This window comes from Spirosoma profusum (assembly GCF_014699005.1).
Classification (GTDB): domain Bacteria; phylum Bacteroidota; class Bacteroidia; order Cytophagales; family Spirosomataceae; genus Spirosoma; species Spirosoma profusum.
Genome location: NZ_JACWZY010000004.1, coordinates 272044 through 298908, shown reverse-complemented (window position 1 = coordinate 298908; position 26865 = coordinate 272044). Strand labels below are relative to the sequence as shown.

General features: G+C 50.5%; 9 protein-coding genes. 2 read left to right on the top strand and 7 right to left on the bottom strand.

The genetic code is table 11. From position 1 onward, the window contains the following. Positions 1-11: 11 nt before the first annotated feature. Positions 12-5696: an RHS repeat-associated core domain-containing protein gene (locus tag IC229_RS07595; RefSeq protein ID WP_190886344.1), complete on the top strand. Its 5685-nt coding sequence runs from the start codon at positions 12-14 to the stop codon at positions 5694-5696. A gap of 80 nt (positions 5697-5776) precedes the next feature. On the opposite strand, the gene IC229_RS07590 is transcribed toward IC229_RS07595, so the two are convergent. The 7 genes from IC229_RS07590 to IC229_RS07560 all read right to left on the bottom strand — a co-directional run bounded on the left by IC229_RS07590 (position 5777) and on the right by IC229_RS07560 (position 15543). Then, the gene (locus IC229_RS07590) at positions 5777-7192 is read right to left on the bottom strand and encodes an arylsulfatase (protein ID WP_190886343.1); all 1416 of its coding nucleotides are present in this window, start codon (positions 7190-7192) and stop codon (positions 5777-5779) included. A gap of 1 nt (position 7193) precedes the next feature. Then, positions 7194-8150 (bottom strand): glycerophosphodiester phosphodiesterase family protein, encoded by a 957-nt coding sequence (locus tag IC229_RS07585; protein ID WP_190886342.1) that lies wholly within the window; start codon positions 8148-8150, stop codon positions 7194-7196. A gap of 24 nt (positions 8151-8174) precedes the next feature. Next, positions 8175-9812 carry a RagB/SusD family nutrient uptake outer membrane protein gene (locus IC229_RS07580; RefSeq protein ID WP_190886341.1) on the bottom strand — a complete coding sequence of 546 codons (1638 nt, stop codon included), beginning with the start codon at positions 9810-9812 and terminating at the stop codon, positions 8175-8177. A 23-nt stretch (positions 9813-9835) separates the two neighbouring features. After that, a complete protein-coding gene (locus IC229_RS07575; RefSeq protein WP_190886340.1) occupies positions 9836-13168 on the bottom strand; it encodes a TonB-dependent receptor in 3333 nt (1110 codons plus the stop codon). Between the two features lie 166 nt (positions 13169-13334). Beyond that, positions 13335-14420, bottom strand: coding sequence for a FecR family protein (locus tag IC229_RS07570; protein WP_190886339.1), 1086 nt, complete (start codon positions 14418-14420; stop codon positions 13335-13337). Positions 14421-14503: 83 nt separating this feature from the next. Further along, positions 14504-15124 (bottom strand): RNA polymerase sigma factor, encoded by a 621-nt coding sequence (locus IC229_RS07565; protein ID WP_190886338.1) that lies wholly within the window; start codon positions 15122-15124, stop codon positions 14504-14506. 275 nt (positions 15125-15399) lie between these two features. Further along, the gene (locus tag IC229_RS07560; protein WP_190886337.1) at positions 15400-15543 is read right to left on the bottom strand and encodes a hypothetical protein; all 144 of its coding nucleotides are present in this window, start codon (positions 15541-15543) and stop codon (positions 15400-15402) included. 343 nt (positions 15544-15886) lie between these two features. Here IC229_RS07560 and IC229_RS07555 point away from each other — a divergent pair, with 343 nt between their 5' ends. Further along, entirely contained in the window at positions 15887-26791 is a 10905-nt protein-coding gene (locus IC229_RS07555; protein WP_190886336.1) for an FG-GAP-like repeat-containing protein, read from the top strand. The last annotated feature ends 74 nt before the right edge of the window (positions 26792-26865 follow it).

The window sequence follows — 26865 nt, the reverse complement described above, 5'->3', positions numbered from 1 at the left end:
ACGCCTACTCCATGCGCCTATTTTTTCTTACCGTATTCATGTCATTGGGCTGGCTACTTTTGGCTGAGGCTCAGACCATTCCGCGCCCTAACATTGCCGCTCCGCAAGGTTTGGCTGTTAATAGTTACACCGGAAATCTTTTCGTTCAACGTAACGAACAAAGTCTTCGGGGAACGGGATACCGTATCTATCAATCGTTTTATTACAATGCCGCTCAGGATACGCTCAACTACGGCTACGGTCATGGCTGGTCGTTTTACTATAATATTTTTTATCAGGAAGCAGCCAGTCAGGTCATTATTTACCGCGCAGATGCTAAGAAAGATACCTTTCTGCTTAGCGGAAACACGTATCATTCGCCAGCAGGCGTATTTGACGTACTGACCAAAACGGGAAGCCAGTTTACATTGACCATGAAAGATGGTCAACAATACATTTTTGCCGATGCCTCTCACAAGAAAATCACCCGAATGCAGGACGCCAATGGCAATTTTGTAACGATCAGTTATACGAGCGGTAATCCGACACAGATCACGAATTCATCCGGACGCAGTTTACTATTGACCTGGACGAATGGCTTGCTGACAGAGGCTAAAGACAGCAGCGAACCGACCAAAAAATTCACGTATCAGTACAGTGCAGCGAAAGACTTAGTAACCGTGTTGGACCCGCTACAGGGACGAAAGACGTTTGTTTACTCGAAGCATTACCTGATCCGCCTGAACGACGAGAACAACAGCCCGGTAGTCATTAATTATTATGGCAACGGGGGTAAAGTGAAGCAGATAACTTCCTGCAATACCGAGCAGCGCTTCTCCTATCTCAACAATCCAAGAAAAACCTACGTAACGCAGAAAGCCGAATCGGGGAACGTGATTACGGGCTATTCATTTGATGCGGCCGGGCGGCTATCCGGTATTACTGACCCTGATGGTAATAAGGCTGAGTTAGGTTATGATGCGAATAATAACTTAGTGTCGCAGAAAGATTTCGACGGTTTTACGACCCTCATTTCGTACAACAGTCAGGGCGATGTAGTAAAGAAGACTGACCCAATCGGTAGTACAACCGAGTTTACTTATGAGGCCGTTCATAAAAAGCCAGCTGTTATAAAAGATAAGCGAGGTAACTTTTCAGCAATTAGTTATGACACCCGGGGCAATGTGAGTTCACTTACAAAGCCAGGTGGCGCGGTTGAAAACTATACATATGATGTTGCCGGTAGACAGTTAATGGCCAAAACGGCCACAAACAATCCCATTTCGTTTTCATATAACACCAGTGGAGACTTGGTGAAAACGTTGTTTCCCATCGGCACCATGCAATACGACTACAGTGGAAGCTGTTGTGGCGTCAGCAAAGTAATCGATGCTACTGGTCGAACGCTGGAAATGAATTACGACCTGATGAACCGGTTGAAAGAGATAAAAGATCCGCTGAATAATATAAAAAAATATGATTACGACCCTGTTGGCAATGTGACCAGGGAGACGGATGCCAATGGAAATGAACGCAACTATCAGTATGACGGGCTGAGTCGATTGACCGGCATAACGAAAGGTAGCGCAGCTTGGACATTCGATTACAATTCGCAGGGTAAGCTGAGTGCCACTAAAGATGCCAGAGGAAACACCATGCTGTATAAATACGACAAGAAAAACCGATTAATACAGGAAACCGACCCGCTAAGCAACAATGTGAGGTATGAGTATGATTCGGGTGGTAACCTTATAAAACGGATTGACCCTAATGGAAATACCGTGACGTATGCGTACGATAAGATTGGCCGACTGATTGAGAAAGTATACCCCGGCAATACAGATAAATACAGCTACGATGACGCTGGTAATGTCATTAGTGCATACAACAATAACATTGCCTATACTTTTCAATATGATAACCAAAATCGGTTAGTTAGAAAGAATATTCTTACCTGGGGTAAATCACTAGCTTATACGTATGATGCCGCGGGCAATCGGGCCACTATGACCAATCAGGATGGTGGAGTAACAACGTACGCTTACGATGCGAACAACCGGCTTAGCCAACTCACCGATCCTGCTAACCTGACCGCCAATTTTACCTACGACAATGCAGGGCGTATTACCAAACAAACCAATGGAAATGCTACCTTCACTACCTACCATTATGATGCCGCCGGGCGTTTGGACAGTTTAATCAACTGGGCAAACAATACGGTGAAACTGTCGTATTTCTATTACACATTTGATAAAGTCGGTAATCGTAAGACAATGCAGGATAAGCGTGGGCTTACTACCTATACTTATGATGCCATGAATCAGTTAACCAGTGTAGTATATGGCAATGGAGACACCGAAAGTTATGTACTCGATGCTGTTGGCAACCGACTTCAGCAAACCAAAAACAGTTCGATAATTACCTACAGCTACAACGCTGCAGACCAGATGCAAACGGCGGGTCCCAGCAGTTTCTCTTACGATGCAAACGGAAATACCACTCGGGAGCAGAATAGCCGCGATAAAGTTTATCGATATGATGGCGAAAATAGATTGATTGAGACTCAGTTTAGTCCACAACGGAAAATCGCCTACAGATATGATCCATTCGGTGATCGAATTGAGCGCGAGGATACGCTGTCAGTTGTTACGAAACTAATCTACGACGAAGGTCGATTGCTTAGTGAGCTTTCGAATACCAACGTTACTCAAAATCGATATACGCCCGGAATAGGCCTAAACAGTTGGCTGCATGTCAATACTGGCGGATCCACGTTCTTCTACAATCAGGACGGAGTGAACAGTGTAACCGAAATTACCAGTGCTAATGGAACGGTGCTGAATCAGTATGCCTATGATGCATATGGTAATGTAAAGAATAGTAGCGAATCGGTACCTAATCAGCGATTATATGGTGGTCGGCTCCAGGATAGCCAAACTAAACAAATTGATCATGGACCGCGTGTATATAACCCTGAAACAGGTCGGTTTCAAAGCCGCGACCATGAAGATGTGGGAGTGGTGGCCCCGGGTAGCTGGACAAACTTGTATAAATATGTTGATGATAATCCGACCAACAACATAGACCTTAGCGATGCACCCAATCGACGAATTGTTGATGCACCATCGGATAAATTCTCTCCACCATCGCGCTGGGACAGACTGAAAGATTCACCACTCCTGGACAAAGCAAAAAAATGGGGCACTTGGGACAATGCAAAAAAAGCAGGAAAATGGGCCGGTTACGCTAGCGATGCAAAAGACGCGTATGACCTCGGAAAAGCAATCAACTGTGCATTCAATAATCAGAAAGACAGAGATGTGCCGGATGAGCTTTGGCGTAATAATCCAGATCAGGCACTTCGCGATTACATTGATAAGAATAAGGACTATGGACATGTTCGCGATGCACATGCTGTGTTGGGTTACGCCGGGAATTTGTTTTATGGGCTTATTCCATTCGTTGATCCCATTGCACCTTCTTCTGATCCCTGCAAACCCAAAGACCCTGAAGGATCAAAAGACCCTCTTCCCAATTCTCCAAACGGTGATCCGACCCGAATCCCGCAAATCAACCCCTCTGATCCAAACGAAATTGTAGGGCCTGCTGGGTATGACAGTACGTATCGGTGGGTGGCGTTGAAGCAGAATTTACCGTACAAAGTTTTATTCGAAAACGACCCGGATTTTGCTACGGCTCCTGCCCAGAACGTAACGGTCTATGTGCCGATTCATCCTAAACTGAATCCGGCGTCACTACGTATCGGCGATTTTGGGTTTGGGTCATTTAATTTCAGCGTACCACCCAACACAAGTGTTTACACGAATCGGCTGGATGTTCGCGATAGTCTGGGTGTTTTTGTCGACGTAACGGCGGGGGTGGATATTGCGAATCGACGGGCTTTCTGGATATTTCAGAGTATAGACCCGGCTACTGGCTTGTCGGCAACTTTGCCGGCTAACAGCGGTTTTCTGCCCGTTAATGACACCACACGTCATAACGGCGAAGGATACGTAACGTTCACGCTGCAAGCTTCAGCCCTGGCGCAAACCAGAGATACGGTAACGGCTCAGGCCAGTATTATCTTCGATTCGGAGGAGACCATCAAGACGAACAAATGGGTTAATACGGTTGATGCTCGGGCTCCTTCCAGCCAAATTACAGCTCTTCCACCCACCTCAACATCAACGGCTATTGCCTTGTCATGGGAGGGACAAGAGGACTCAGGTGGTTCAGGACTTCGGACATACGATCTGTATGTTTCGGAGAACAATGGCCCATTTACGTTGTATCAGGCTGATTTAACAGGTTTGTCAACTTCCTATGTTGGGAATACAGGAAGTAATTACCGATTCTATACCCTGGCCTCCGATAACGTTGGCAACAAGGAGATACCACCCATAAATGCCGATGCGCAAATTACCATCGGTTGTGTCACGCCTACAGTAAGTATTACACCGACGAGCGCAACACTCACCTGTACTTCTCCGACGGCAAGTTTATCGGCGGTAGGGTCAGGTAGTTTTCAATGGTCGACGGGAGCCACCACAACCAGTATTAGTGTGAGCACAGCAGGCGCTTATTCGGTGACTTTAACAACTGTCAACGGCTGTACAGCCACGGCTAGTATAGCAGTGAGCGCTGCCCAAACGGCCCCTGCGGTCAGTATTAATCCCTCGAGCACGACGCTCACCTGTTTCTCTCCGACGGCAAGTCTGTCAGCCGTTGGGACGGGAAGTGTGCGGTGGAGTACAGGAGCCACTACGTCCAGTATCAGTGTGAGCGTGGCGGGCACCTACTCAGTAACCCTGACCAATGCCAATGGCTGCACCGCTACCGCTAGTATAGTAGTGAGCGCTGCTCAGGCTCCTCCTACGGTGAGCATTAGTCCTTCGAGTTCAACCCTAACTTGTGCCACCCCAGCGGTAAGCCTTACAACGGTTGGGGTAGGTACTGTTCGCTGGTCCACAGGAGCTACTACGTCCACTATCAGTGTAAGTGTAGCGGGAACTTACTCGGTAACGTTAACGAATGCCAATGGCTGTACAGCCACAACTAGTACGGTAGTGGGTTCGACTCAGGCTCCTCCTACGGTGAGTATCAGCCCTTCGAGCGCTACTTTATCCTGTGCCTCTCCAACAGCGAGTCTGTCAGCCATCGGGACGGGGAGCGTTCGTTGGTCGACGGGAGCCACCACAGCCAGTATTAGCGTGAGTACAGCAGGAACTTATTCCGTGACCTTAACGAATGCTAGTGGGTGTTCAGCTACGGCGAGTACAATGGTGAGTGGGAATGTGTCATCCGTGAGCATTAACCCATCCAGTGCAACGCTGACTTGTGCTACTCCGGCGGCAAGCCTTACAGCGGTTGGGGCAGGTACTGTTCGCTGGTCCACAGGAGCCACTACATCCACTATCAGTGTAAGTATAGCCGGTACGTACTCGGTGACTCTAACAAACGCCAGTGGCTGTACCACCACCGCTAGTGCTACTGTAGCGACATCCTCCAGGCCCATACTGAACACCGTTAAAAATGGAAACTGGAATGACCCCACAACCTGGTCTTGTGGTCGCATCCCGGTGGCAGGTGATATAGCGGTGATTCAACACCTTGTAACTGTTCCGGCGAGTTACACGGGTTCGGCACTGATCATCCGATACAGCGCTGGAGGGAAAGTGATCTATGGGGCAGGAAGTAAAATTCGATTAGTCCCTTAATACCAATTTGAATTAGCTGAACGTAGTGGTGTCGGTGGGGGCGCCCGTGTGATTCTCAAACCCGACACCACTACGTCGTATTAATATAAAGCTTTACGTTTGGTCAATGGAAATTCGGGATTATCCGTACGGATTTGCGTCATCATCGTCCGGATTTTGGCCACTACATCAGGATGCTTATCTGCTACGTTGTTTTTCTCGGCTATGTCATCCTGAAGATTATAGAGCTCAAATGGCTTTTCGTACAGTTTTATGCCTTTCCACGGACCCATCCGAACGGCTTGAATCGGGCCTTCGCGCTCATTGATTTCCCAATAAAAATAATCGTGTTCTTTCTGCGATTTCGGTTTCCCAAGCAGTGCCGATACATAGGAGATGCCATCAATTTTAGCCGAGGGTTGAACGCCAGCAAGTTCGCAGGCAGTGGGCAGAAAATCCCAGAAAGCGCTGGCGTGGTCGGAAACGGTTCCGGGTTTGATCGTACCTGACCAACGCGCGACAAAAGGAGCACGAATGCCACCTTCGTACAGTTGCAGCTTTCCACCCCGAAACGGACCATTGCTATCAAAAAAACCTTTGTCGTAACCGGGGCCGTTATCGCTGCTGAAAATTACCAGCGTGTTCTCGTCAAGATGTTGCTTTATCAACTCAGCCATGAGTTGCCCAACGTAGCGATCCAGTCGAGAAACCATACCCGCGTAGGCCAGATTTCCGTCGGGGTCATGGTGGTAGTGCGCGACCTGCATGGGTTGCTTGGGCCAACCCAGGTTTTCGTAAGGCTGTCTGGAGTCGGCGGGTACGGTCAGCTCATTATGCGGCAGTGTAAACGGCAAATAGAGAAAAAAAGGCTCACTACGGTGTTGCTGAATAAATGTCTGGGCTTCCTCCGCGAACGTATCGTTGGAGTACGTACCCCGCTTCTCGGCACAATTGTTATTGGGTAGGGGAATTTTGTCCTTGTTTTTCCAGATATATTCCGGGTAGTAATGATGAGCTTCGCGATGGGTTTTGAATCCGTAGAAATAATCGAACCCCTGCGTCAACGTATTGCCGGTTGTGCCGCCCTCGTCAAGTCCCCATTTGCCGATAATTCCGGTTGTATATCCGGCTCGTTTCAACTCTTTAGCAACCGTTACGTCGCTTGGCGTTAGGTCGGCGGGTTTACCGTTCAGACCCCATTCCGATAATTCGCGGACGGTAGCATGCGCCGTATGAATGCCGGTCATTAATGCAGCCCGCGATGGACCACAAACGGCCGTTCCGCAGTAGTGCTGTCGAAAAACCATGCCTTCGCGGGCCAACTGATCGATATTCGGCGTTTTGATTTTCGTTTGTCCGTTGAACCCGACATCACCATAGCCTAAGTCATCGGCCAGAATGAAGATGATATTCGGCTTCTTGGCTTTGGTCGTCTCCATCGGACGTAACGCCAATCCGAAAAGGAGCAGAATAGTGGCAGCAGTAACCGTTACCAGAACATTTTTCAATCGCTTCATATCAGTGAAAATACAAGGCTTTTGATGACGAACGTACCTGCTGAAGCGGTTTCAACGCCGTTCCGGCTTCGATGGCGAGGTCGGCTTCAATGATATCAGCGCCATCGTTAATGATCCCGGTGTAGCCTTTCAGCAACTCATCGGACTTTATTTCCCCTTTGGCATACCGGATGTCGTAATTCCGCGAACTGCCAATCATGCACATGGCGCCCCGTTTGTGAATCTCATCGAAAATTTCCCGCTCTTTGCCCAATGTATGACTCACAAAAACCACTACGTTCTGCCAGGGCACACCCGTTTTGTCGAATTCACGCACTTTATCCATCGTACCGAGCATGACTTCCATCAGAATATTTTTGTTCAACTGGTAGCACTTTTGCGCATCGGCATGGCTGTATGCCATTACAATCGCACTGGCTTCGGCGTGGTGTTCTTCAATTTTCCGGACACGGGCTTCCATCGGTACGTCTTTCATATCGAGCACCAGAATGGTTTTGCCTTTTGCCCACTCCAGCGCTTCGTCGAGCGTTGGCATGTGGTAGGGCGTTACGTTGCCTTCGGTATCTTTCAACTTCAGATTTTGTAATTCTTTGAGCGTATAATCCGAGATTTTCCCCTGCCCTTCACTCGTTCGGTTGAGCGTCGGGTCATGCATCAACACAATCGCGCTGTCCTTGGTATAATGCGGGTCGATTTCCAGGATGGCATGCACCTGCCCGAGCGTATTCTCAAACGTAGCAAGGCAATTTTCCGGGAATCCTTTCCGGGCTCCGCCCCGGTGTGCGCTCACAAACGGCAGCCGGTCGGGTGAATAGGCGAAGAAATCTTTTACCGTTTTGCCCTTGTTAATCTGAATGGTATTGAGCTTCGGTGCTACGTTAAATCCGGCCAGCGAAATGAGACTTACTACACTAAAAATCAGGTAAATGCCCATAGCCTGTCTATTCGATACGTTCATAAGAAATGGATTTAGGATCAGAAATTAGTAACCAGGATTTTGGGTGATTTTGGGGTTCTGAGCGATAACGTCCTGCGGAATCGGCATCAGGTAATTCTTCGAGGCTACGAATTTAACCTTCCGAACTTCCACTCGTTCATAGACCAGCTTGCCCGCTTTTTCCTCAATTTTCATTCCGTAGATGGGCTGGCTAAACACTTGTTCGGCAATGCGCCAACGTAGCAGATCAAATAATCGTTTTCCTTCAAATGCTAGTTCGACCCGGCGCTCCCGTCTGATACGTTGGCGCATTTGCTCCTGAGTCAATCCTGTGGGTAAATTGGGCAAACCGGCTCGATTTCGAACTTTGTTGATAGCGTCGTATACGGTTTGGTCGGGGCCACTCAGTTCATTCTTAGCCTCGGCATAGTTCAGCAGCACTTCGGCGTAGCGGAAAATGATGACATTCGTGCCATCCAGATTGGTAGGCGTCGACTGGAACGTAGAGTCCTGTAATTTTTTGGTAAAATAACCCGTCCGACCGGTATTACCGGCTTTCCCCACTACGTTGATCTGGTTGGCATTATTAGCGATGCCCAACCGGGTATAAACGGGTTTGCCCCGCCAGATCGAGCCGTCGTAAATAATAGATGCGTAGAAACGTTTCGTCCGGTTTTTGTACGGATTCTGCGGGTCGTACAGCGGAGAACCTTCGGCGGAAGTTTTGCCGTCGGCAAACTCATAGTCATCGATCAGGTTTTGCGTTGGGTCTACAGCACCCCAGCCCGCACCGGAAGCGGCTTCGACAACACCCCAGTACTGATTGATATTCCGTTGTTTAACAATCGGCGCGAACTGAATATCGAACAGCACTTCCTGATTGTTTTCATTCTGCGAATAAAACAGTCCAGCGTAATCAGGGAATAGATCGTACTGTTTCGATTGCATGATTTCAGTATGAGTCGCCACGGCGTCGGCCCATTTTCCGGCGTATAATTCAAGCTCTCCTTTCAGCGCCAAAGCTGCTCCTTTTGTGGCTCGGCCCAAGTCTTTTTTATCGGCAATTTTCGCAGGCAAATCAATGGTAGCTTCGGTACATTCTTTCTGAATGAACGCGACGCATTCAGCATAGCTATTGCGGGGATACTGAATGTCTTCACCGCTATTTCGGTCCAGCACTTTGGTGATCAGCGGCACTCCCCCGTATAAATCAATCAGCGATTTGTAGAAATAAGCCCGTAAAAAACGCGCCTGCGCCACCAGCGATTTTTTCGTCGCGTCGTCGAACGTAGAGGCCGTAATCCGGCTTATGAACAGATTACATTTGCGAATATTGGCGTACATTTTGGCCCAGTTCGGCTTGAAAATATCATTGGATGGGCCATATGAACCCGTATCGAATAAGGAAGCGGAAAGCGCCCCACCGAGCGGTCCATAGGTTGCGTTATCCGAGAAATTATCCAGCGGATCAACACTTAGTTCGGTGGGCAGGTTCTGATACACCGCCGACCAGGGACCGGCATTGAGGCTGTTGTAAATATCGTTCAGAAACAAACCGGCGGTTTGCGGGCTGGCCCAGGTGGTTTCTTCCGTCAACTGGTCGGTGGGTGCTACGTCCAGTACAGCTTCAGAGCAGGCCGTAAAGAAGGTAGTAAGCAGTATGAGAATAAGTATCTTTTTCATGAGTAACTCCTGATAATGAGGTATTAAAATCCTATGTTAAGTCCGGCAGTAAGGACGCGCTGCTGGAAATAATAGCGGCCTTTCAGGTTACTGACTTCGGGGTCAAAATTCTTGATCTTCGCTAATGTCAGCAGGTTCTGACCGGATGCGAAAATGCGTACTGAGCCGATTTTCGCTTTGTTGAGTAAGGTCTTAGGCAGCGTGTAGCCTACTTCGAGGGTTTTCAGCCGCACGTAACTGGCATCGCGCAGCCAGAATGATGAAATCTGGGAATTGTTGGTCGTTGGCGAAGGCGTCAGACGTGGGTTGGGCGCATCCCGATTTTCAGGGGTCCAGTAATTCAGGTGAATGTCCTGTACTTTCGCGCCGTTGAAGAATGGGAAGGCAGCATCGTCGCCGAGGTAAAAGCTCACCTTGGTTGCTCCTTGCCAGAGCATGTTCACGTCGAATCCTTTCCAGCTAATCGAGGGTGTCAATCCGAAAATAATAGCTGGGAATGAGGGATTCCCGATCACAACCTCATCGTTCAAATCAATCTTGCCGTCGCCGTTCACGTCCTCGTATTTAATGTCGCCTGGGAGCAACGTACCGAATTGAGTCGGTGAACTTTTAACCTCTTCCGCCGACTGGAAATAGCCAATGGCCCGGTAGCCAAACTGCGTATTCCAGGGTCGGCCGGTTCGGCGTCGGTTGGGGTTGTCGTAAGTGGCTGGACTCTCGAACGTCTGAATCAGTTTGTTCTGAGCGTAGGAGAAGTTAAGGCCCACATTTAGGCGCAGGTCTTTCCCCAAACGGTGTGCAGTGGTCAGGTTGATGTCCACACCGTGATTTTTCATGATACCCGCGTTTTCCTGCGAAATACCAATGCCGTACTCAAGTGGTACAGACGCTGACGGAGGCAGGAGCATATTCGACCGATTTTCCCAGAAATAATCCAGTTCGAAGCCGAGTTTTCCGTGCCATAACGAACCTTCCAGGCCGATATCGGTTTTGAAGGCCGTTTCCCAGGTAATATTTCGATTGGGTTCGCTACGTTCAAATACACCCTGCACCTGATACGGACTCGTTCCACCGAATACGTAGCTGTTGTTCAGACCATACGAACTCAGGAACTGAAAGGGATTACCGGCCAGATTTCCCGATTTACCGTAAGACGCCCGCACTTTCAGGTTATCGATCCAGTTCGCATTATTACGCAAAAACGGCTCTTCAGACAACCGCCAACCGACCGACACCGCCGGGAAAAACTCGAATCGCTTTCCCGGCGCGAAATAATAATGACCGTCATAGCGCCCACCCAGTTCCAGCAGATACTTGTCAGCGTAGGTATAACCCACCCGATACACCAGACCCGTTTGTGCGTTGCTGGACGAACCGCCACTGTTATCGAAGGTCGTTTTGTCAGTACTACCCAACGAGAGTTCGTCCATCGGCACGGCGTAGCTCAGGCGTGAGGCCGCAAACGACAGCGAATTGCCAGTACGTTTTTCGAGTACACCAAGCGCATCAATAGTATGTTTTCCGAAACTATGAGCGTACGTAATATAACCTTGCAGGGTTAGGATTTGCCGTTGTTCATAACTCTCCGATAACGTCGGTGTAGCGGGGCCGCCCTTCAGTGGAGTGAATTCATCCTTGGCGTTTAGCAAATAATAAGTGATGGGCAGGGTCCAGCGTTTGTTAAAATCGTTGAACCGGTCATAAGCAGCTACTCCTTTCAGCGCCAGTCCGGGAATGAATGGAAGCTGCTGGCGAACCGTGATCTGCGAGTACAATATATCGCTGTTCGTGCGGTTATAGCCGCTTTCATAAATCATCGGCAACGTATTAGTGCCCGGTAATCCGTTGTCGTAACGTAGCGGCAGAATGGGTGCGTTTTTTGTTACGTCGGTAAAAATAGACGTACCATTAAAGCCAGCTGGTTCCGTATTTTTCTGAAGCGTTCCTTTGATATCCAGCGATACGGTAGTGGTTGCCGTCGCATCGGCGTCGACATTGACGGCCAGATTGTACCGGTTCATGTTGATGTTGCGGACAACACCTTCCTGGTACATATACCCCAGCGAGGTAAAAAAACGCACTTTTTGTGAGCCACCCGACAGCGAAAGGTTATGATTCGTGATGGGCGCGTTGAAACTCAGTACTTCCCGAACCCAGTCGGTGTTGGGGTAATGGTTGGGGTCGCTACCATCTTTAAATTTCTGAAGCTGCTCGTCGGTGTACGTCGGTGCTACGCCCACATTTTTATTGGCTTCATTAAGCAGTTTCGCATAGCCATAGGAATCGAGATAATTCGGATACTGCGTCGGTCGCTGCATACCAACCCAGCCGTTGTATGTCAGGGACATAGCTCCTTCTTTGCCCCGTTTGGTCGTCACCAGAATAACGCCGTTTGCACCAGCCAGACCGTAGGGAGCAACCGCTGCCGCATCTTTCAGCACGGTAATGGTTTCGATTTCCTGACTGTTCAACTGGCTCAGACTCCGCTGAATACCATCCACTACCACCAGTGGATTCGAGTTGCCGATGGTACCGATACCCCGTATTTTAATGTCGTCGCCATCCTTACCCGGTTCTCCGCTCGACTGCTTCGACGTAACACCGGCGATACGTCCCGAGAGTCCGTTGCTGACGTTGGCAATGGGTGATTTTACCAACTGGTTTCCTTCCAACGTAGCAACCGCAGCCGTTACCGACGTTTTTTTCTTGGTACCGTATCCCACAACAACGACTTCACTCAGCGCCTTTACGTCGGGTTTGAGCGAAACGGCCACCTGAGACTGATTCCCGATCGTTACGTCCTGCGATTCGTAACCGACAAAGCTGAAAACCAGCGTTTGGTCGGCATCGTCGATACGTAGCGAATAATGCCCGCTTACGTCCGTAGCCGTACCTTTCGACGTACCTTTTACAATCACTGTTACCCCCGGAATAGGCTGTTTGTTTTCAGCATCGGTAACCTGCCCCGCAATGGTACGTACCGTCAGATCTTCGGTTATTTTGGGAGCGGCCAGCGGCTCAATCTGCCCCGTTGACGGTGCTTTATCGAGCAAAATCTGTTTGCCTGTCACTTCATATACTACGTGAATCGGTTTAAGTAAGATCGCCAAAACCTCCGCCAGCGGCTGATTCGTTACGTTCAGTGATACCTTCCGGCTGGATGGTATCACTTGTGGACTATACATAAACCGGATATCGGCCTGTTTTTCAAGCTGACGTAGCACCAGTTTTATTTCCTGCTCATTGGCCTGAACCGATACCTTGCGATTCAGCAGTTCCTGTGCGGTAACGGGGCCAGCATAAGCCATACTGGCAAGGACCGTAATGAGCATGATTTGGAGGAAACCAACACGCATAATTTGATAGATAAGAGAGTGTCGGGGTATTCTTTTTTTCATACTTTTGACTGTTTAGTTAGTTCGCAACTGGCAAAACAATCCCGCCATCTCCACCCGGAGAAGTAGTCGTCAAGGCGGGCACTTTCCGAGTCGGTGATGCTGGTACCATCGCCGACTCTACTTTTTACTTACATCCTTTGCTGTAAATAACTATCTGTGTATCAATTACTTCATACGACGCGTGAATGGAGTTGCAGAGTAATGTCAACGTATCGAAAAGCGGTTCCTCGCCCAGGGTTGCCGTAATCTGACAGTGTTTCAATACGTCTTCGTCGTAGACGATCAGAATCCCGTACGCTTTCGCTAAATCCCCAAAAATCTGACTGGCGGGCGCTTCCGAATAACTGAATTCCTGATTATGAACGGGTTTCTGAATTGGCACGGGCTGTTCCACAATCGACTTGGTCAGTCGGTTTGTTTCGTCGAAAAAAACAACCTGCTGATTTGGCAGCAACACAACGCCTTCTGGTTTTTTAGTTGTCTGCGCCAGATCGTCCGTTTTAAAAACGGACACTTTTCCAGTTCTGACCACAACGCGGCTTTCTGCATTGCCAGAATTTGTACGTACCCAGAAACTAGTACCCAACACTCTGGTTACCAGTTTATCGGTCACGACCAGAAAAGGCTTGGCCGGATTTCGGGTTATCTCAAAAAAAGCGTCCCCTTTCAGATACGTCCTGCGCTCGTTTCCGTTGAACTTACCCGGATACGACAAACTAGACCTGGGCGACAACACCACTTCGCTGCCATCGGGTAAGGTTAATCGTTTTGGCTGCTTCGTATCGTTACGTTGCGTCAGTAAATCAGTTGAAGGGACAGACGTAGCAGCAACGGACGTAGCGTTTTTTGTTGACGTATTGACGTAGAAAAAGACGTAGCTACCCAGCCCAATTAACAACAGCACAGCGGCCGCGGCCCAGCCCCACTGTTGTTGCGGCAACGTACGAACAACGTAGCGTGGCTCCTGATGAAGTCGACGGAACGTAGCATCAACGGCGTCGGTGATTTCTGTTCTGGAAACGGATTGGTGGGGCATTTCCAGCGCCCGAAGCACCGCCCTCGCCTGATCGATCAGTGGTTTTTTGTCGGGATGAAGCTGCATCCAGTCATTCCAGAACGCTTCGGTGGGTGGCGTCGGGTGTAAAACCCACTCGCGGAACCAGCTATCTTCCAGAAATTCGTCAAGGGTATATAATTCGTAATTGAACATGGTGCCGCTATGCCTTTATTCAGAGATGCAACGGCGGTCAATCAGATACCCTATTTCTTGAAAAAAACCTTAAAAGGTACTTGTTAATTACTATGCGGCATCAGAAAAACAAGCAGAAAGGAGCTCAGATTGAAGGGGATAACCTGACGTAGCGTCACAAGTGCTTTCTGCAAAAGATTCGAAACCGATTGCTGAGTGATACTCATCACCTCCGCAATTTCATTCCGATTCAGGCCCTGATAGTATTTCAGGTAAATGATTTCACGTTGCCTTCGGGGCAGTTCATTGAGGTAGTGAGCGATTTGCTGCGCCTGCCGGACAATACTTTCGTGCTCGATTAAAATGAGGTCGGGCGAGCTTTCAAACCGGAAGGACTCGTCATCTCCCGAGAAAATTGGCTCCGCCAGAAACACAGTTTTGCGAAGCTGTCGGAATAGCCGTCGACGTAGTGAAGTGAGTAAATACGCTTTAACTGAATTGGGCTGAATAACTTGATGACGCTGATACCAGAGGTCAATAAATAACTCCTGAATACAGTCTTTTGCAATCTCTTTGTCTTTAGTGTACTTACTGCCATAATTCATTAACGTAGCGTAGAAACCTTCCATGAGTTTACGCAGGGCAGTCTCATCGTCAGCCGTAAACGATTTCCACAGCTGCGCTTCTTCAGAAACAATAGCTTCGGGTAGTTGCGTCAATGACATGGCTCATAGCCTGTTAGTATGGGCACATAGTTAGGAAATCTTTCCCAGAAAAAGAGATGGTTGCTAAAATGATAAAACAAACTTAAAAAATGGCTCGCCTGAGAATGCCTGTATCACCGCAACCACTTCTGCCAGCCGCACTGGAAGCGGGATTGAATAATACCGCTGTCCGAAAGGTGTTCAGACCTACGTAGGCATTCGGGTTCAGGCTGGGCAAAAAATCCGCATACAATCCGGCCTGCCTTTACGCATAGTCGATCGGTGATATTGGGCTATCAATCGGGTAGTAGCTGCATGGGATAATGCAGTTCAATACGTACCGGGACGTTCCGATATGTATACTGGTAATACGTTGTTTCGGCCAGAAAGTAGGCGTTCTCATGCGTTTCATCCCGGAAGTCGGACACTACGTTGAACACGCTTTTGCACTATTCATCTCAGGCATAATCTACCTACTTTTTTCTGTTCTGGAACATCCGTTATAGTATTTGGAACATCCGTTATAGTTCATTAGGGTTTCAAAGACCGACCTTTGCCCTAAGCATTCTATCCCATCCAGAAAGTAGATGACGATGCTCCTCTAGGGGGATCGGGAGGGAGAACTAATTGTTTCAGGGCATCTGGCGCTTCACTTCCGGCCTAAGATCCAGCAGGCAGAAATTTCATCCTATCGGCAACGTATCAACCTAAGCATTCCGCACACAAAGTAACCGTTGACAATTAATGATACGCTTTTCATCGATTTAGCCGATGCTTCTCCGTATGATACAACCGTCTACCCTTATCCGACTTGCTCTGTTGCTTTTATTTGTTCGGCTAGCCGGACACGCTACGTTCGTAACTGCACAAACATGCCAGCCAAGTTTGGGAGCCATTTCCAATACCAACGATTTTCATTTAGTCACGAACCAGTTTGGCAGCATCAGTAGTGGTACCCGTACCAGACTCACTACGGGTGATTTTAATAAAAATGGAAAACTGGACGTACTGATTGGGAAGTCCGACGGAACAATCACGTACCTGGAACAAGCCCAGGTAGGCGGAGGGACGTATCAGGTGATCGCTGCCAATTTTCAGGGAATTGATGTGGGCGACAATGCGGCTCCAACGCTTGCAGATATTGACCTCGACGGTAATGCAGACCTGCTTATTGGCAAAGCCAGCGGTAATTTTTACCACTACGAATATAGCAGCAATACGTTCGTTTTACAGACCGATACGTTTATATCGACTACTGTATACCAGGCCACAACTAATTCGTCAATAACTATTGAGCAGGTGCTTCCGTATTTCGGCGGACTCCCATTAGTGTTTATGTTAACTGGGAGTGATAGTTTCTACATCAGCCGTTTTGGCCGATCAAACACGGGTTCGTTTTCATTGGAGCGATTTAATATTCTACCCTTTGATTATGGTACTCATCTGGTACCATACGTGACCGATCTGAACGGGGATGGCCTGCGGGACTTGCTGATAGGCAAAGCAGACGGTACGTTGACACTTTCTTCCCAAGATGCTCCTACGAGTAATTACTACCCTATATGGACGTTTCCGGCCTATGATGTTGGCGATGAAGCTGGTCCTGCCACAGCCGACTTAGACAATGATGGGCTTCTCGATCTGTTAGTTGGAACAAATGGGGGTACTATTGCCCGATATGAACAGAATCCGGCTGACTTTAGTCCATTTTGCGGAGTGCCAGGAACTCCGAGTGCAACGCAACAGATATGGGTGCGGGGAGGTTGCCTGACAAATGACGTAACCATCCAGGTGCCAGCGTCATTCGAATTGTCGACGAGTACCAATGGTACGTTCAGTAGTAGTCTGGTGCTGGGGCAGTCGAATGGTTCGGTTAGCGGTGGGCTTGTTTACGTACGGTTTAATCCAACACGTAGCGGTACGGTTACGGGAGTAATGAGCCTTTCGGCGGGCACCGGGGCAACTTTGGCTCTACCCCTGCAAGGGCAATCCCCAGGCCTTACCATCTTGCCAGATCCACTTTCCTTTTCTACGCTTAACCTTACTTTTAGCGGCATCAATCCCGGGGCTAACTCCGCTCCATTGTTTACTGACTTGGAAGGCGACGAACGAAAAGACATGTTGATAGGTACGCAGAACGGGACTATTACCCACTATCGACAAGCAACTGTCAATGCCTCCACCGTAACACTCGTAGCGACTAATTTTAACGGGATCAATGTCGGCAGTAATGCCATACCGACGATGACCGACCTGGACGGAAACGGTCTGCTCGATTTACTGGTTGGTAAAGCAGCAGGTAGCATCAGCCACTACCAGCAGTCGGCCCCACAGTCGACCAGCTTTACGCTTGTGACTGATACGTTCAACAATATCGATGTAGGCAACGGATCGGCCCCGTTTGTAACGGACCTTGATGGCGACAACTTGCTCGATCTACTGGTCGGTACACAAACCGGTACCATTGCTCATTACGAACAGAATACGGCCAATTCGCGACTATTTACACTCGTGACCGCAAGCTTTAACAGTATTGCCTTAACGGGAGGACAAGTGGTGCCCACGATCACGGATTTTGATAGCGACGGCTTGCTCGATTTGATGATCGGACGCGGCAATGGAACGATAGCGCAATACAGGCAAACAACTCCAAACGCGCTTACGTTTTCGCAGATCACGACAAATTTTCTAAATACGAGTGTAGCGCCAGGCAACACTGTGCCCGTTTTCACCGATATCGACGATGACGGCTTGCTCGATTTTTTGTGGGGGCGTGGAACAGGAACGATTTTACATATGGAGCAACAGGGGCCCGGTACGTTGAGCTTTGTAGGTGGAGCCAACGCGCCGTCAGCCGTTCAGTCAGTACAAGTATGGGCAGGAGATGGTTGCCTGCCGGGTGATTTGACCGTAGCGGCCCCAGCTCAATTTCAGGTATCGCTCAGTGCTACCACTGGCTTTGGTGGCAGCGTGGTTCTACCAGCAACCAACGGGCGAGTATTGAACGATCAGGTGTTTGTTCGTTTCGTATCGGCTACAGGCGGGAATGCTTCTGGTAATCTGACCTTTTCGTCGGGTGGCCTGGTGCGAACGGTGCCCGTAGTAGGCAACGCACCTTCGCTCACGATCACGCCCGAACTAAGCTCCATATGCGGAGGAGCGGTTTCTCTGTCGGCACTGGGGTGTGCGAATGGCACAGTCAACTGGAGCACCGGAGCCACCAACGTTCGCACGATCAATTACACACCATCGCCCAACACCAATACCGTTGTGTCGGCAAGCTGTGTAATAGGTGCCTTCAACGGTGTTGCTTCGGCCAGAGTACGGGCGAACCTGCCCCCCGACATTACCGCACAAACCACCGGCAAACTGCTGACCTGTTTGGGAAATACGGTTTCGCTTTCAGTTAGTGTTACGGGCACAGACAATATGCAGTATCGCTGGTATCAGAACGGAGTTGCACTGCCAGCCTCACCATCCAGTGCAACCTTGACGCTGACCAACGTACTACCTGCGCAAACGGGCTATTATGTGTTTGAAGTAACCGACTGTGGAACCAGTGTAACGGCTACGGGCGCTACCGTAACTGTGCAGAATCCGCAACTCATAGCTACCTCTAATCCAGGCAATTTCTCATTAATCAGTACCAACTTCAGTGGCATACAGGAAGGCGTAAACGCTGGGGCGACCTTCGGCGATCTGGATAATGATGGATTATTAGACATGCTGGCGGTGGGTAATATTCCGTTTGGGGGGTACATGCATCACTACCGACAAACTGCGACAAATGCCCTCTCCTTTTCGTTGGTTACGACCCACTTTGACTCGGTACGAACGTCCCTTAGCGTGCGACCCACGCTGACTGATATTGACCACGATGGGCGATTCGACTTAGTGGTAGGTAGCTACGATCCACTTCCGCGGGGTATTCCACGGTTAGGGCACTACATCCAGACGGCCCCTCGGTCATTGTCGTTCACGGCTCCAGGGAATACGGGGGGTGGTTTTCTGAATGAACTTATTACTACTGACGAGCCTGCTCCGGCATTTGCCGACTTTGACGGGGATGGCTTGATCGAACTGATCCTGGGTAAAACCGACGGCAGATTGCTGCGCTACGAGCAGGCAGGCCCTACTGTCGCCCGATTTGTCAGTGACGGTCTGCCATCCTTTGCTGGCGTTGATGTAGGGTTTTCATCGACCCCGACCATTACTGACTTAGATAATAATGGGTTACTGGAAATGCTGATCGGCGGTAGCAATGCATCGCTGGCGCGGTATGAACAACTAGGTCCAGGGTCCCGCAATTTCAACCAATTGCCTTCGATATCTGTTACAAGTACGTATTCGGCTCCGACCGTAACCGATCTAGACAATGATGGCTGGAAAGACCTCATCATTGGGAAAAGCAATGGTACGTTTGACCACTATGAGCAGACACCCGGAAAATTGGCCACATTCTGCGGAGCAGTAGGAGTTCCTTCGACTGCTCAGTCCATTTTGGTGTGGGGAGGTCCTTGCCTATCGGAGCCCGTATCAGTGAGTGTATCCGATCAGTTTGAAGTATCGTTGAATGCCACCACCGGCTTTGGCCACAGCCTGACGCTCGCTACCCCTAACGGCAACCTGCCCAGACAGGCACTTTATGTGCGCTACAACCCAACCAGTGCTGGTTTTGCCACTGGTCAACTGCAATTATCAGTAGGTGGACAGCTCACCCAAAGTTTCTCGCTGACGGGCAACGTACCGATAGTTACTATCACGCTCAGTAATGTCAATTCCTCCTGTGCTACACCCTCAGCCACACTCACGGCCAGTGGTGGCGCTACGTATCGATGGAGCACCGGAGTTACTACATCGGCGATTAACGTAACGCCAACAGTTACGACTACGTATTCCGTAACAGCGACAGATGCAAACGGATGTACGGGTACGCAGAGCCTAAGCATTTTGGTGGATAAGACCGTCCAGGCCAGCCTTACAGCTTCTACAACAGCCTTGAACTGCAATAGACTCACGGCAACCCTGACAGCTACTGGAGGAACTTCCTACACCTTCGCTGGCCCCGGTATTCTATCCTCAAGCCCCGACAGTGGAACGGCGCTGGTGAATGCGGCTGGTACTTATTCGGTCACTGCGACCACTAGCAACGGCTGCTTAGTCAGTGCAACTACAACCATCACGACCGTTCTGATAACGGTGAGTAATCCAACTACGACCACAGCCAGCTTCGGCGAGAGTTTTAGCCAGAGTTTCACTGCGTCGGGTGGAGTTACTCCCTATAGTTTTAGCTTAGTCAGTGGTACGTTGCCCACGGGGTTGAGTTTATCCCCTGAGGGCGTATTGTCGGGCATCCCTACTCAGAGTGGTAGTTTCACCATTACCGTACAGGCTCAGGATGCCGAAGGGTGTATCGGAGTGGCCAGTTCACCTTATATTCTACTGGTCCGAGCGCTCACCCTGTCTAATTTTTCAGCCAGTTCCAGTGCGATATGTGTAGGCGCCCCCGTAACTTTCACCGCCACGCTTGGCAACGTAACGGGTAGCTATACCTATACGCTCACCAATGGTAGTTCGACCACCACAGGTAGTAGCAGTAATGCCAGCTTTAGTCAGACGATCATCGCTGGCGACTTGGGCGCGCAAACCTTCACGCTAACGGTGAGCCGTACTGGCCAGTCAGTCACCACCACAGCAGAGTTAACGGTTAATCCACTCCCAATCCCAACGTTATCCGCCAGTAATGGTGGTACGTTAACCTGTGGACAGACCAGTTTAATACTGACAGCGGGTGGAGGAGATCAGTATAGATTCGGTGGCCCTGGAGTAGCGAGCCAAAGTGGCAACAGCGCGGTAGTGAATGTCGCCGGTACGTATTCGGTGACTGTGACGACCATTAGTTCGGGTTGTTCCAGTACAACAAATCTGATCATTGATCGGAATATCATTGTGCCTACAGCGACGATCTCGGCCAGCAATGGAGGTACACTGACCTGTAGCCAGACGAGTCTGACGCTGACTGCTGGAGGTGGCAGTACGTATACGTTTAGTGGAACGGGCGTGGTGGGCCAGACAGGCAATACAGCCGTAGTGAATGCAGCCGGGGTATACTCAGTAACGGTAACCAATACCGAAACGGGCTGTTTCAGTACGACTAGTGTCACCATTACTCAGGACGTCAATCCACCTTCGGTAAGTATCAGTGCCAGTGCCCCCACGATTACCTGTGCCAACCCATCGGTGAGTCTAACGGTCGTTGGGGCAGGGGCGATTCGCTGGGACGACAACTCGACCAACGCTAGTCGAAGTGTGAGTGAAGCCGGTACGTACTCGGTAACCCTGACAGGGACAAATGGTTGCACAGCTACTACGTCAGTCTCCGTCACGGCTGATCAGGGTGCATCAGCTGGGAGCATCAGTCCTTCATCTGCGACACTCACTTGCGCTAGCCCTTCAGTAAGTCTGACAGTTAGCGGTGAGGGAAGTGTGCGCTGGGACGACAACTCGACCAACGCTATCCGCACAGTAAACTCGGCCGGTACGTACTCAGTGACCCTGACAGGAGCCAATGGCTGCACAGCTACTACGTCAGTCTCAATCACAGCTGACCAGGGGGCTCCAATCGTAAGCATTAGCCCGTCCAGTGCGACAGTAAGTTGCGCCAATCCTACGGTGAGCCTGACAGCCATCGGCACTGGTAGTGTGCGCTGGGACGATAACTCGATCAGCCCTATTCGAAGTGTGAGTGCATCCGGTACCTACTCGGTAACCCTTACCTCCGCCAACGGCTGTACAGCTACGACTTCCGTAAGTGTAACTGCTTATCAAAGTACACCAACTTTAAGTATCAGCCCCAATGGTAGCATACTCACCTGCGCGCAGACCAGTCTGACACTCGTCGCAACGGGCGGTATCCAGTATGCCTTTGCTGGGCCGGGTGGTGGGTCAGCAGGAATTGTTAGTCAGGACGTAACAAACGGCATGGCAGTGGTCAACGTAGCAGGCGTGTACTCAGTTACTGTCACGAATTTGGTGGGTTGTGAGAGTTCGCTTACGGTGCTGGTAACGAGCAACACTACCCCGCCCACAGCGACGTTACGTGCCAATACGGCCCTAACCTGCAACCAGTCGGACTTAGTAATGACCGCGACAGGCGGTTCCAGCTACACCCTCCTCGGTACCAGCAATACAAATGGGGTGTTTGTTTTACCTGGAGGTAGTTTTCCGACAGGTGTGCAAACGTTCACCGTGACAGTCAGCACTCCCAATGGTTGCACGGCGACGGCCACAACAAGTGTTACGTTGGTGCCCCCTCCCAACCGCCTGTACGTGCGAGCCAACGCGACGGGAGCAGGCACGGGCCTGTCATGGGATGATGCCTTCTCCGATCTGCAAACGGCCCTTACCTATGGCGGTGTCTGTGCCCAGAGCCTAACCGAAATCTGGGTGGCACAGGGTCTTTATAAACCCACCTCCACAACCGACCGCAACGCCGGTTTTAAAATGCGGAACGGGGTGACGATCTATGGAGGCTTTGTAGGCAATGAAACCAGCCTGAGCCAACGGCCACCAATCAGCCTCGTTAACGGTCCCGGCGGGGCATCGCAACCCAGCAGTACCACTCTTAGTGGCGACATCGGTAAGTTGGGCGATAACACCGACAACAGCTATCACGTTATCTATAACCCATTCGGTTTGTATCTCGAGAACTCAGCTGTGCTGGATGGTTTTGTTATTACGGGCGGCAATGCCGATCAAGGAGAAAATTTTGGTGGTGGCATCCTCAATGATTATAGTAGCCCTACCCTGATTAATTGTCTATTTCAGGGCAACACGGGTAGCTTCGGCGGGGCCATGATCAATATTGCCAGTAGCCCGGTGGTGATCAACTGTGTTTTTCAGGACAATACGGCTTCTCAAGGCGGAGCTCTGGTGAACGCCAGCAGTAACTCGATGCTGATTAATTGCGTTTTCCAAAGAAACACAGCCTCGGTTAGCGGTGGGGCTATAGGGATTTTTTATGGAGACAGCAATAGCAATCCGCTATTACTAAACTGTAGCTTCCAGAATAATACGGCGCCACAGGGTGGAGCCATTGCCACCAACCAATCCAGCATCACCCTGACCAACTGCGTGCTGTTCGACAACGGCGGCAGCAACACCCTTTTCAACGAAAATGGCGCTACGACTAAAGCCACCTACAGCCTTTTCGACAACAGCGTGACGGGGTATACTAGTGACCCTACCAACCTGACAACCGCCACATCACCCTTTGCGTCAACCGCAAGTGTAGCCCTGAATCCATGCTCACCGGCCATTAACGCGGGAAACCCAGCCAGCCTCACTTCCGCTATGGGGCCTTACTCCCAAACGGCTCTCCCTCCAACCGATCTGGCGGGTAATGCACGTATCGTAGGTGGTCGGGTGGATATGGGAGCCGTTGAGTATCAGTCGGAAACGCTGGCTATTGTCCAACAGCCGGTGGCAGGCTCGGTCGTGTGCGCGGGAAGTACAGTGGTGGTCAGTGTGAGTGTGACGGGGGTTGCCTCTACGTATCAATGGTACAGGAACGGTACTGCCTTAACGGGCATTGCCTCGGCAACGACCGCCAGCCTGACGCTAACCAATGTGCAGACCACAGACACAGGCAGTTATTCGGTGGTTAGTAGTGATAATTGTTTCAGTTTGACAAGCACTGCATTTAGCCTGACGGTAAATAGCTCGTCGACGGTAACGATGATGGCCAGTAACACCCTACTCACCTGCGCTAGCCCCACCGCTGTCCTCTCCGTTAGTGGAACGACCGGCGCTCCCGGTACATCGTATAGGTTTAGTGGTCCCGGCATTCTGACATCTAGCCCCAGCAGTGAGACCGCTCTTGTGAATGCCGCTGGTACCTATTCGTTGACCGTCTCCACCAGCAACGGTTGCTCGGCCAGCGCCACGACTACCATCACCAGTGCCACCGCTCTGATAACGGTAAGCAGTCCGGTGGTCACCAACGGAATACTGAATACACCTTTCAGCCAGACCTTTACGGCAACAGGGGGCGCGGGTCCTTATAGTTTCAGTATTGTCAGTGGTACGTTACTTACAGGGTTGGATTTATCACCCACAGGTGTATTGTCGGGTACGCCTACCCAGAGCGGTAGTTTCTCTATTACGGTACAAGCGACTGATGCCAATGGCTGTTCGGGAACAGGTGTTTCGTATGTGCTAACGATTGTCGACAACCGGCCCATCATCACGAACTTCGCGGCCAGCACCAGTACGGTTTGTGTAGGGAGTGTAATCAGCTTCACGGCCACTGTAGGCAACGTAACGGGTAATTACTCCTACACCCTCACCAACGGCAGTACCGGAACGCCGACCGTCAGCACCACCGGTACTACGTCTAATTCAGGTTTTAGCCAGAACCTGACGGCGGCTGGCTCCGGCAATCAGAGCTTTACGTTAACGGTGAGCAGCCAGGGGCAGCCGGTTACGGCTGTCACCAACGTAACGGTGAGCACTCCACCCACAGCTATATTGTCGGCCAATTTTGGAGGAACGCTGACCTGCGCCCAAACCTCGCTGACACTGACGGCAATGGGAGGTACAAGTTATAGCTTTGGCGGGCCGAGCGTAGTAAGTCAGGATGCGAGTTCGGGTACGGCGTTGGTGAATGCGAGTGGTGTGTATTCGGTGAGTGTGAACGCGTCAGGCTGTATGAGTGCCACGAGTCTATCGATTTATCAGGACAGCAGCGTTCCTACGGTGAGCATTATCCCAGGCACCGGAACACCTGCCGGTGTTACGTTAACTTGTGCTAGCCCAACCGTGAGTTTGTCGGTAGTGGGTGCAGGAACGTATCGGTGGAGTACAGGAGCCACTACGTCGGCCATTAGTGCTACGTCGGCGGGACCTTATTCCGTTACGGTAACAGGTGCTAACGGGTGTACCGCCACTACGTCGATTCAGGTAAGTCAAGATAACGCAGTACCCACCGTGAGTATCAATCCCTCAATCGGAACGCCGACCGGTGCTACGTTTACTTGTAGCAGTCCGGCGGTGAGTCTGAGCGCGGTGGGCAGTGGTACGTATCGCTGGAACACGGGTGCTACGTCGCCTATCATCAGCGCTACGTCGTCGGGTACTTACTCGGTGATCCTAACCTCAATCAACGGCTGCACAGCTACGGCCTCCGTGCAGATTTTTCAGGATAACTCTCTGCCGATGGTGAGCGTTAATCCTGCCAGTGCTACGTTAAGTTGTACTACCTCCTCAGTAAGTCTGAGTGCGGTAGGTACAGGAACGTATCGATGGAGTACGGGGGCTACTACGTCGGTCGTCAGTGCTACGTCAGTAGGACCCTATTCGGTGACGCTGACAGGGATAAACGGGTGTACCGCCACTACGTCGGTGCAGGTTCTCCAGGATACCTCGGCACCCACGGTGAGCATTACACCCAGCTCGGCTATATTGAGTTGTACCACCACTTCGGTGAGTCTGAGCGCGGTGGGTAGTGGGACGTATCGCTGGAACAACGGAGCTACTACCCAAGCTATCAATGCTACGTCGGCGGGACCCTACTCGGTGACGCTGACGGCTAGTAACGGCTGTACGGCTTCGGCCAGTGTCAGCGTTACGTATCAGAACTGTGCACCCTATTTGGTCAATGCCATTCCCCCTCAATTCGCCACGGTGGGAACGTCTTTCAGCTACACGATTCCCTCAGCTACGTTCACTGATGCCGAAACGCCCAACAGCCTCACGCTGTCAGTGGTTGGTCTACCCGCTGGATTGAGTTTTGTCGCTCCCAACACCATCACTGGTACCCCCTCGACGACGATAGGCTCTCCCTTTAACGTAACGGTGGTGGTCACTGATCCGGGTGGTTTATCCGCTAGCACCAGCTTTTCGCTGAACGTGCGGCCTTTTGGCTTTGGCATCACTGGAGTAACCATGCTGGACTGTAATCATATCAGTTATTTTGAACGGCGGATCAACTTTATAGTCAGCTACAGTGGCACCAATGGGCAACCTATCAGCCTTTCGGTGCTCAATGAGGCCACGACGATCACCATCAATGAGCCGTATCAGTTGAATCTATTTACCGACAATCCGGTGATTGTCTTCAAAGCCACTCAGCTGGGGACACCGGGAGAAGCTACGTTTAGTTATAACTGGCTGGCTAACTGCGCCAATGGAAATCCGAGGGTAGAAAACGCCATTCCGCCCCAGTCAGCTACGATAGGTCAGGCGTTTAGTTATACGATTCCGGCCAACACCTTCACCGATGCTGAGACGCCGGGTAGTCTCTCCCTGTCGGTGATTGGGTTGCCTGCTGGACTCAGTTTTGTCGCTCCGGCTACCATTAGAGGTATGGCTTCGGCTTCAGCCAGCGCCTTTTATAGTGTGACGGTAATCGCTACCGATCCGACAGGTGGGTCCGTATCAACGATTCTGCCCCTGAGTGTCGTGAATCCAGGCGGTTGCGGAAGTATGTTTACGTTAAAAACCGGGGACTGGAATGATGCCAGTGTATGGTCCTGCGGCCGGGTGCCGCTCATTACCGATGTGGTGACACTGAATCATGCGGTAAGTTTACCAGCCAGTTATCAGGGGCAGGCCTTGCGCGTGAGCTACGGAGCTGGTGGTCGGTTGCTGTTTGGTGCCAGCAGTCGGTTGAGATTGAGCGGTAATTAAGATCAGTAACAGCTTAGTTTTCAAAGCCGAGTCTAAAAGACTCGGCTTTGTTGCTTTAAGGTGAGTTATGGGAA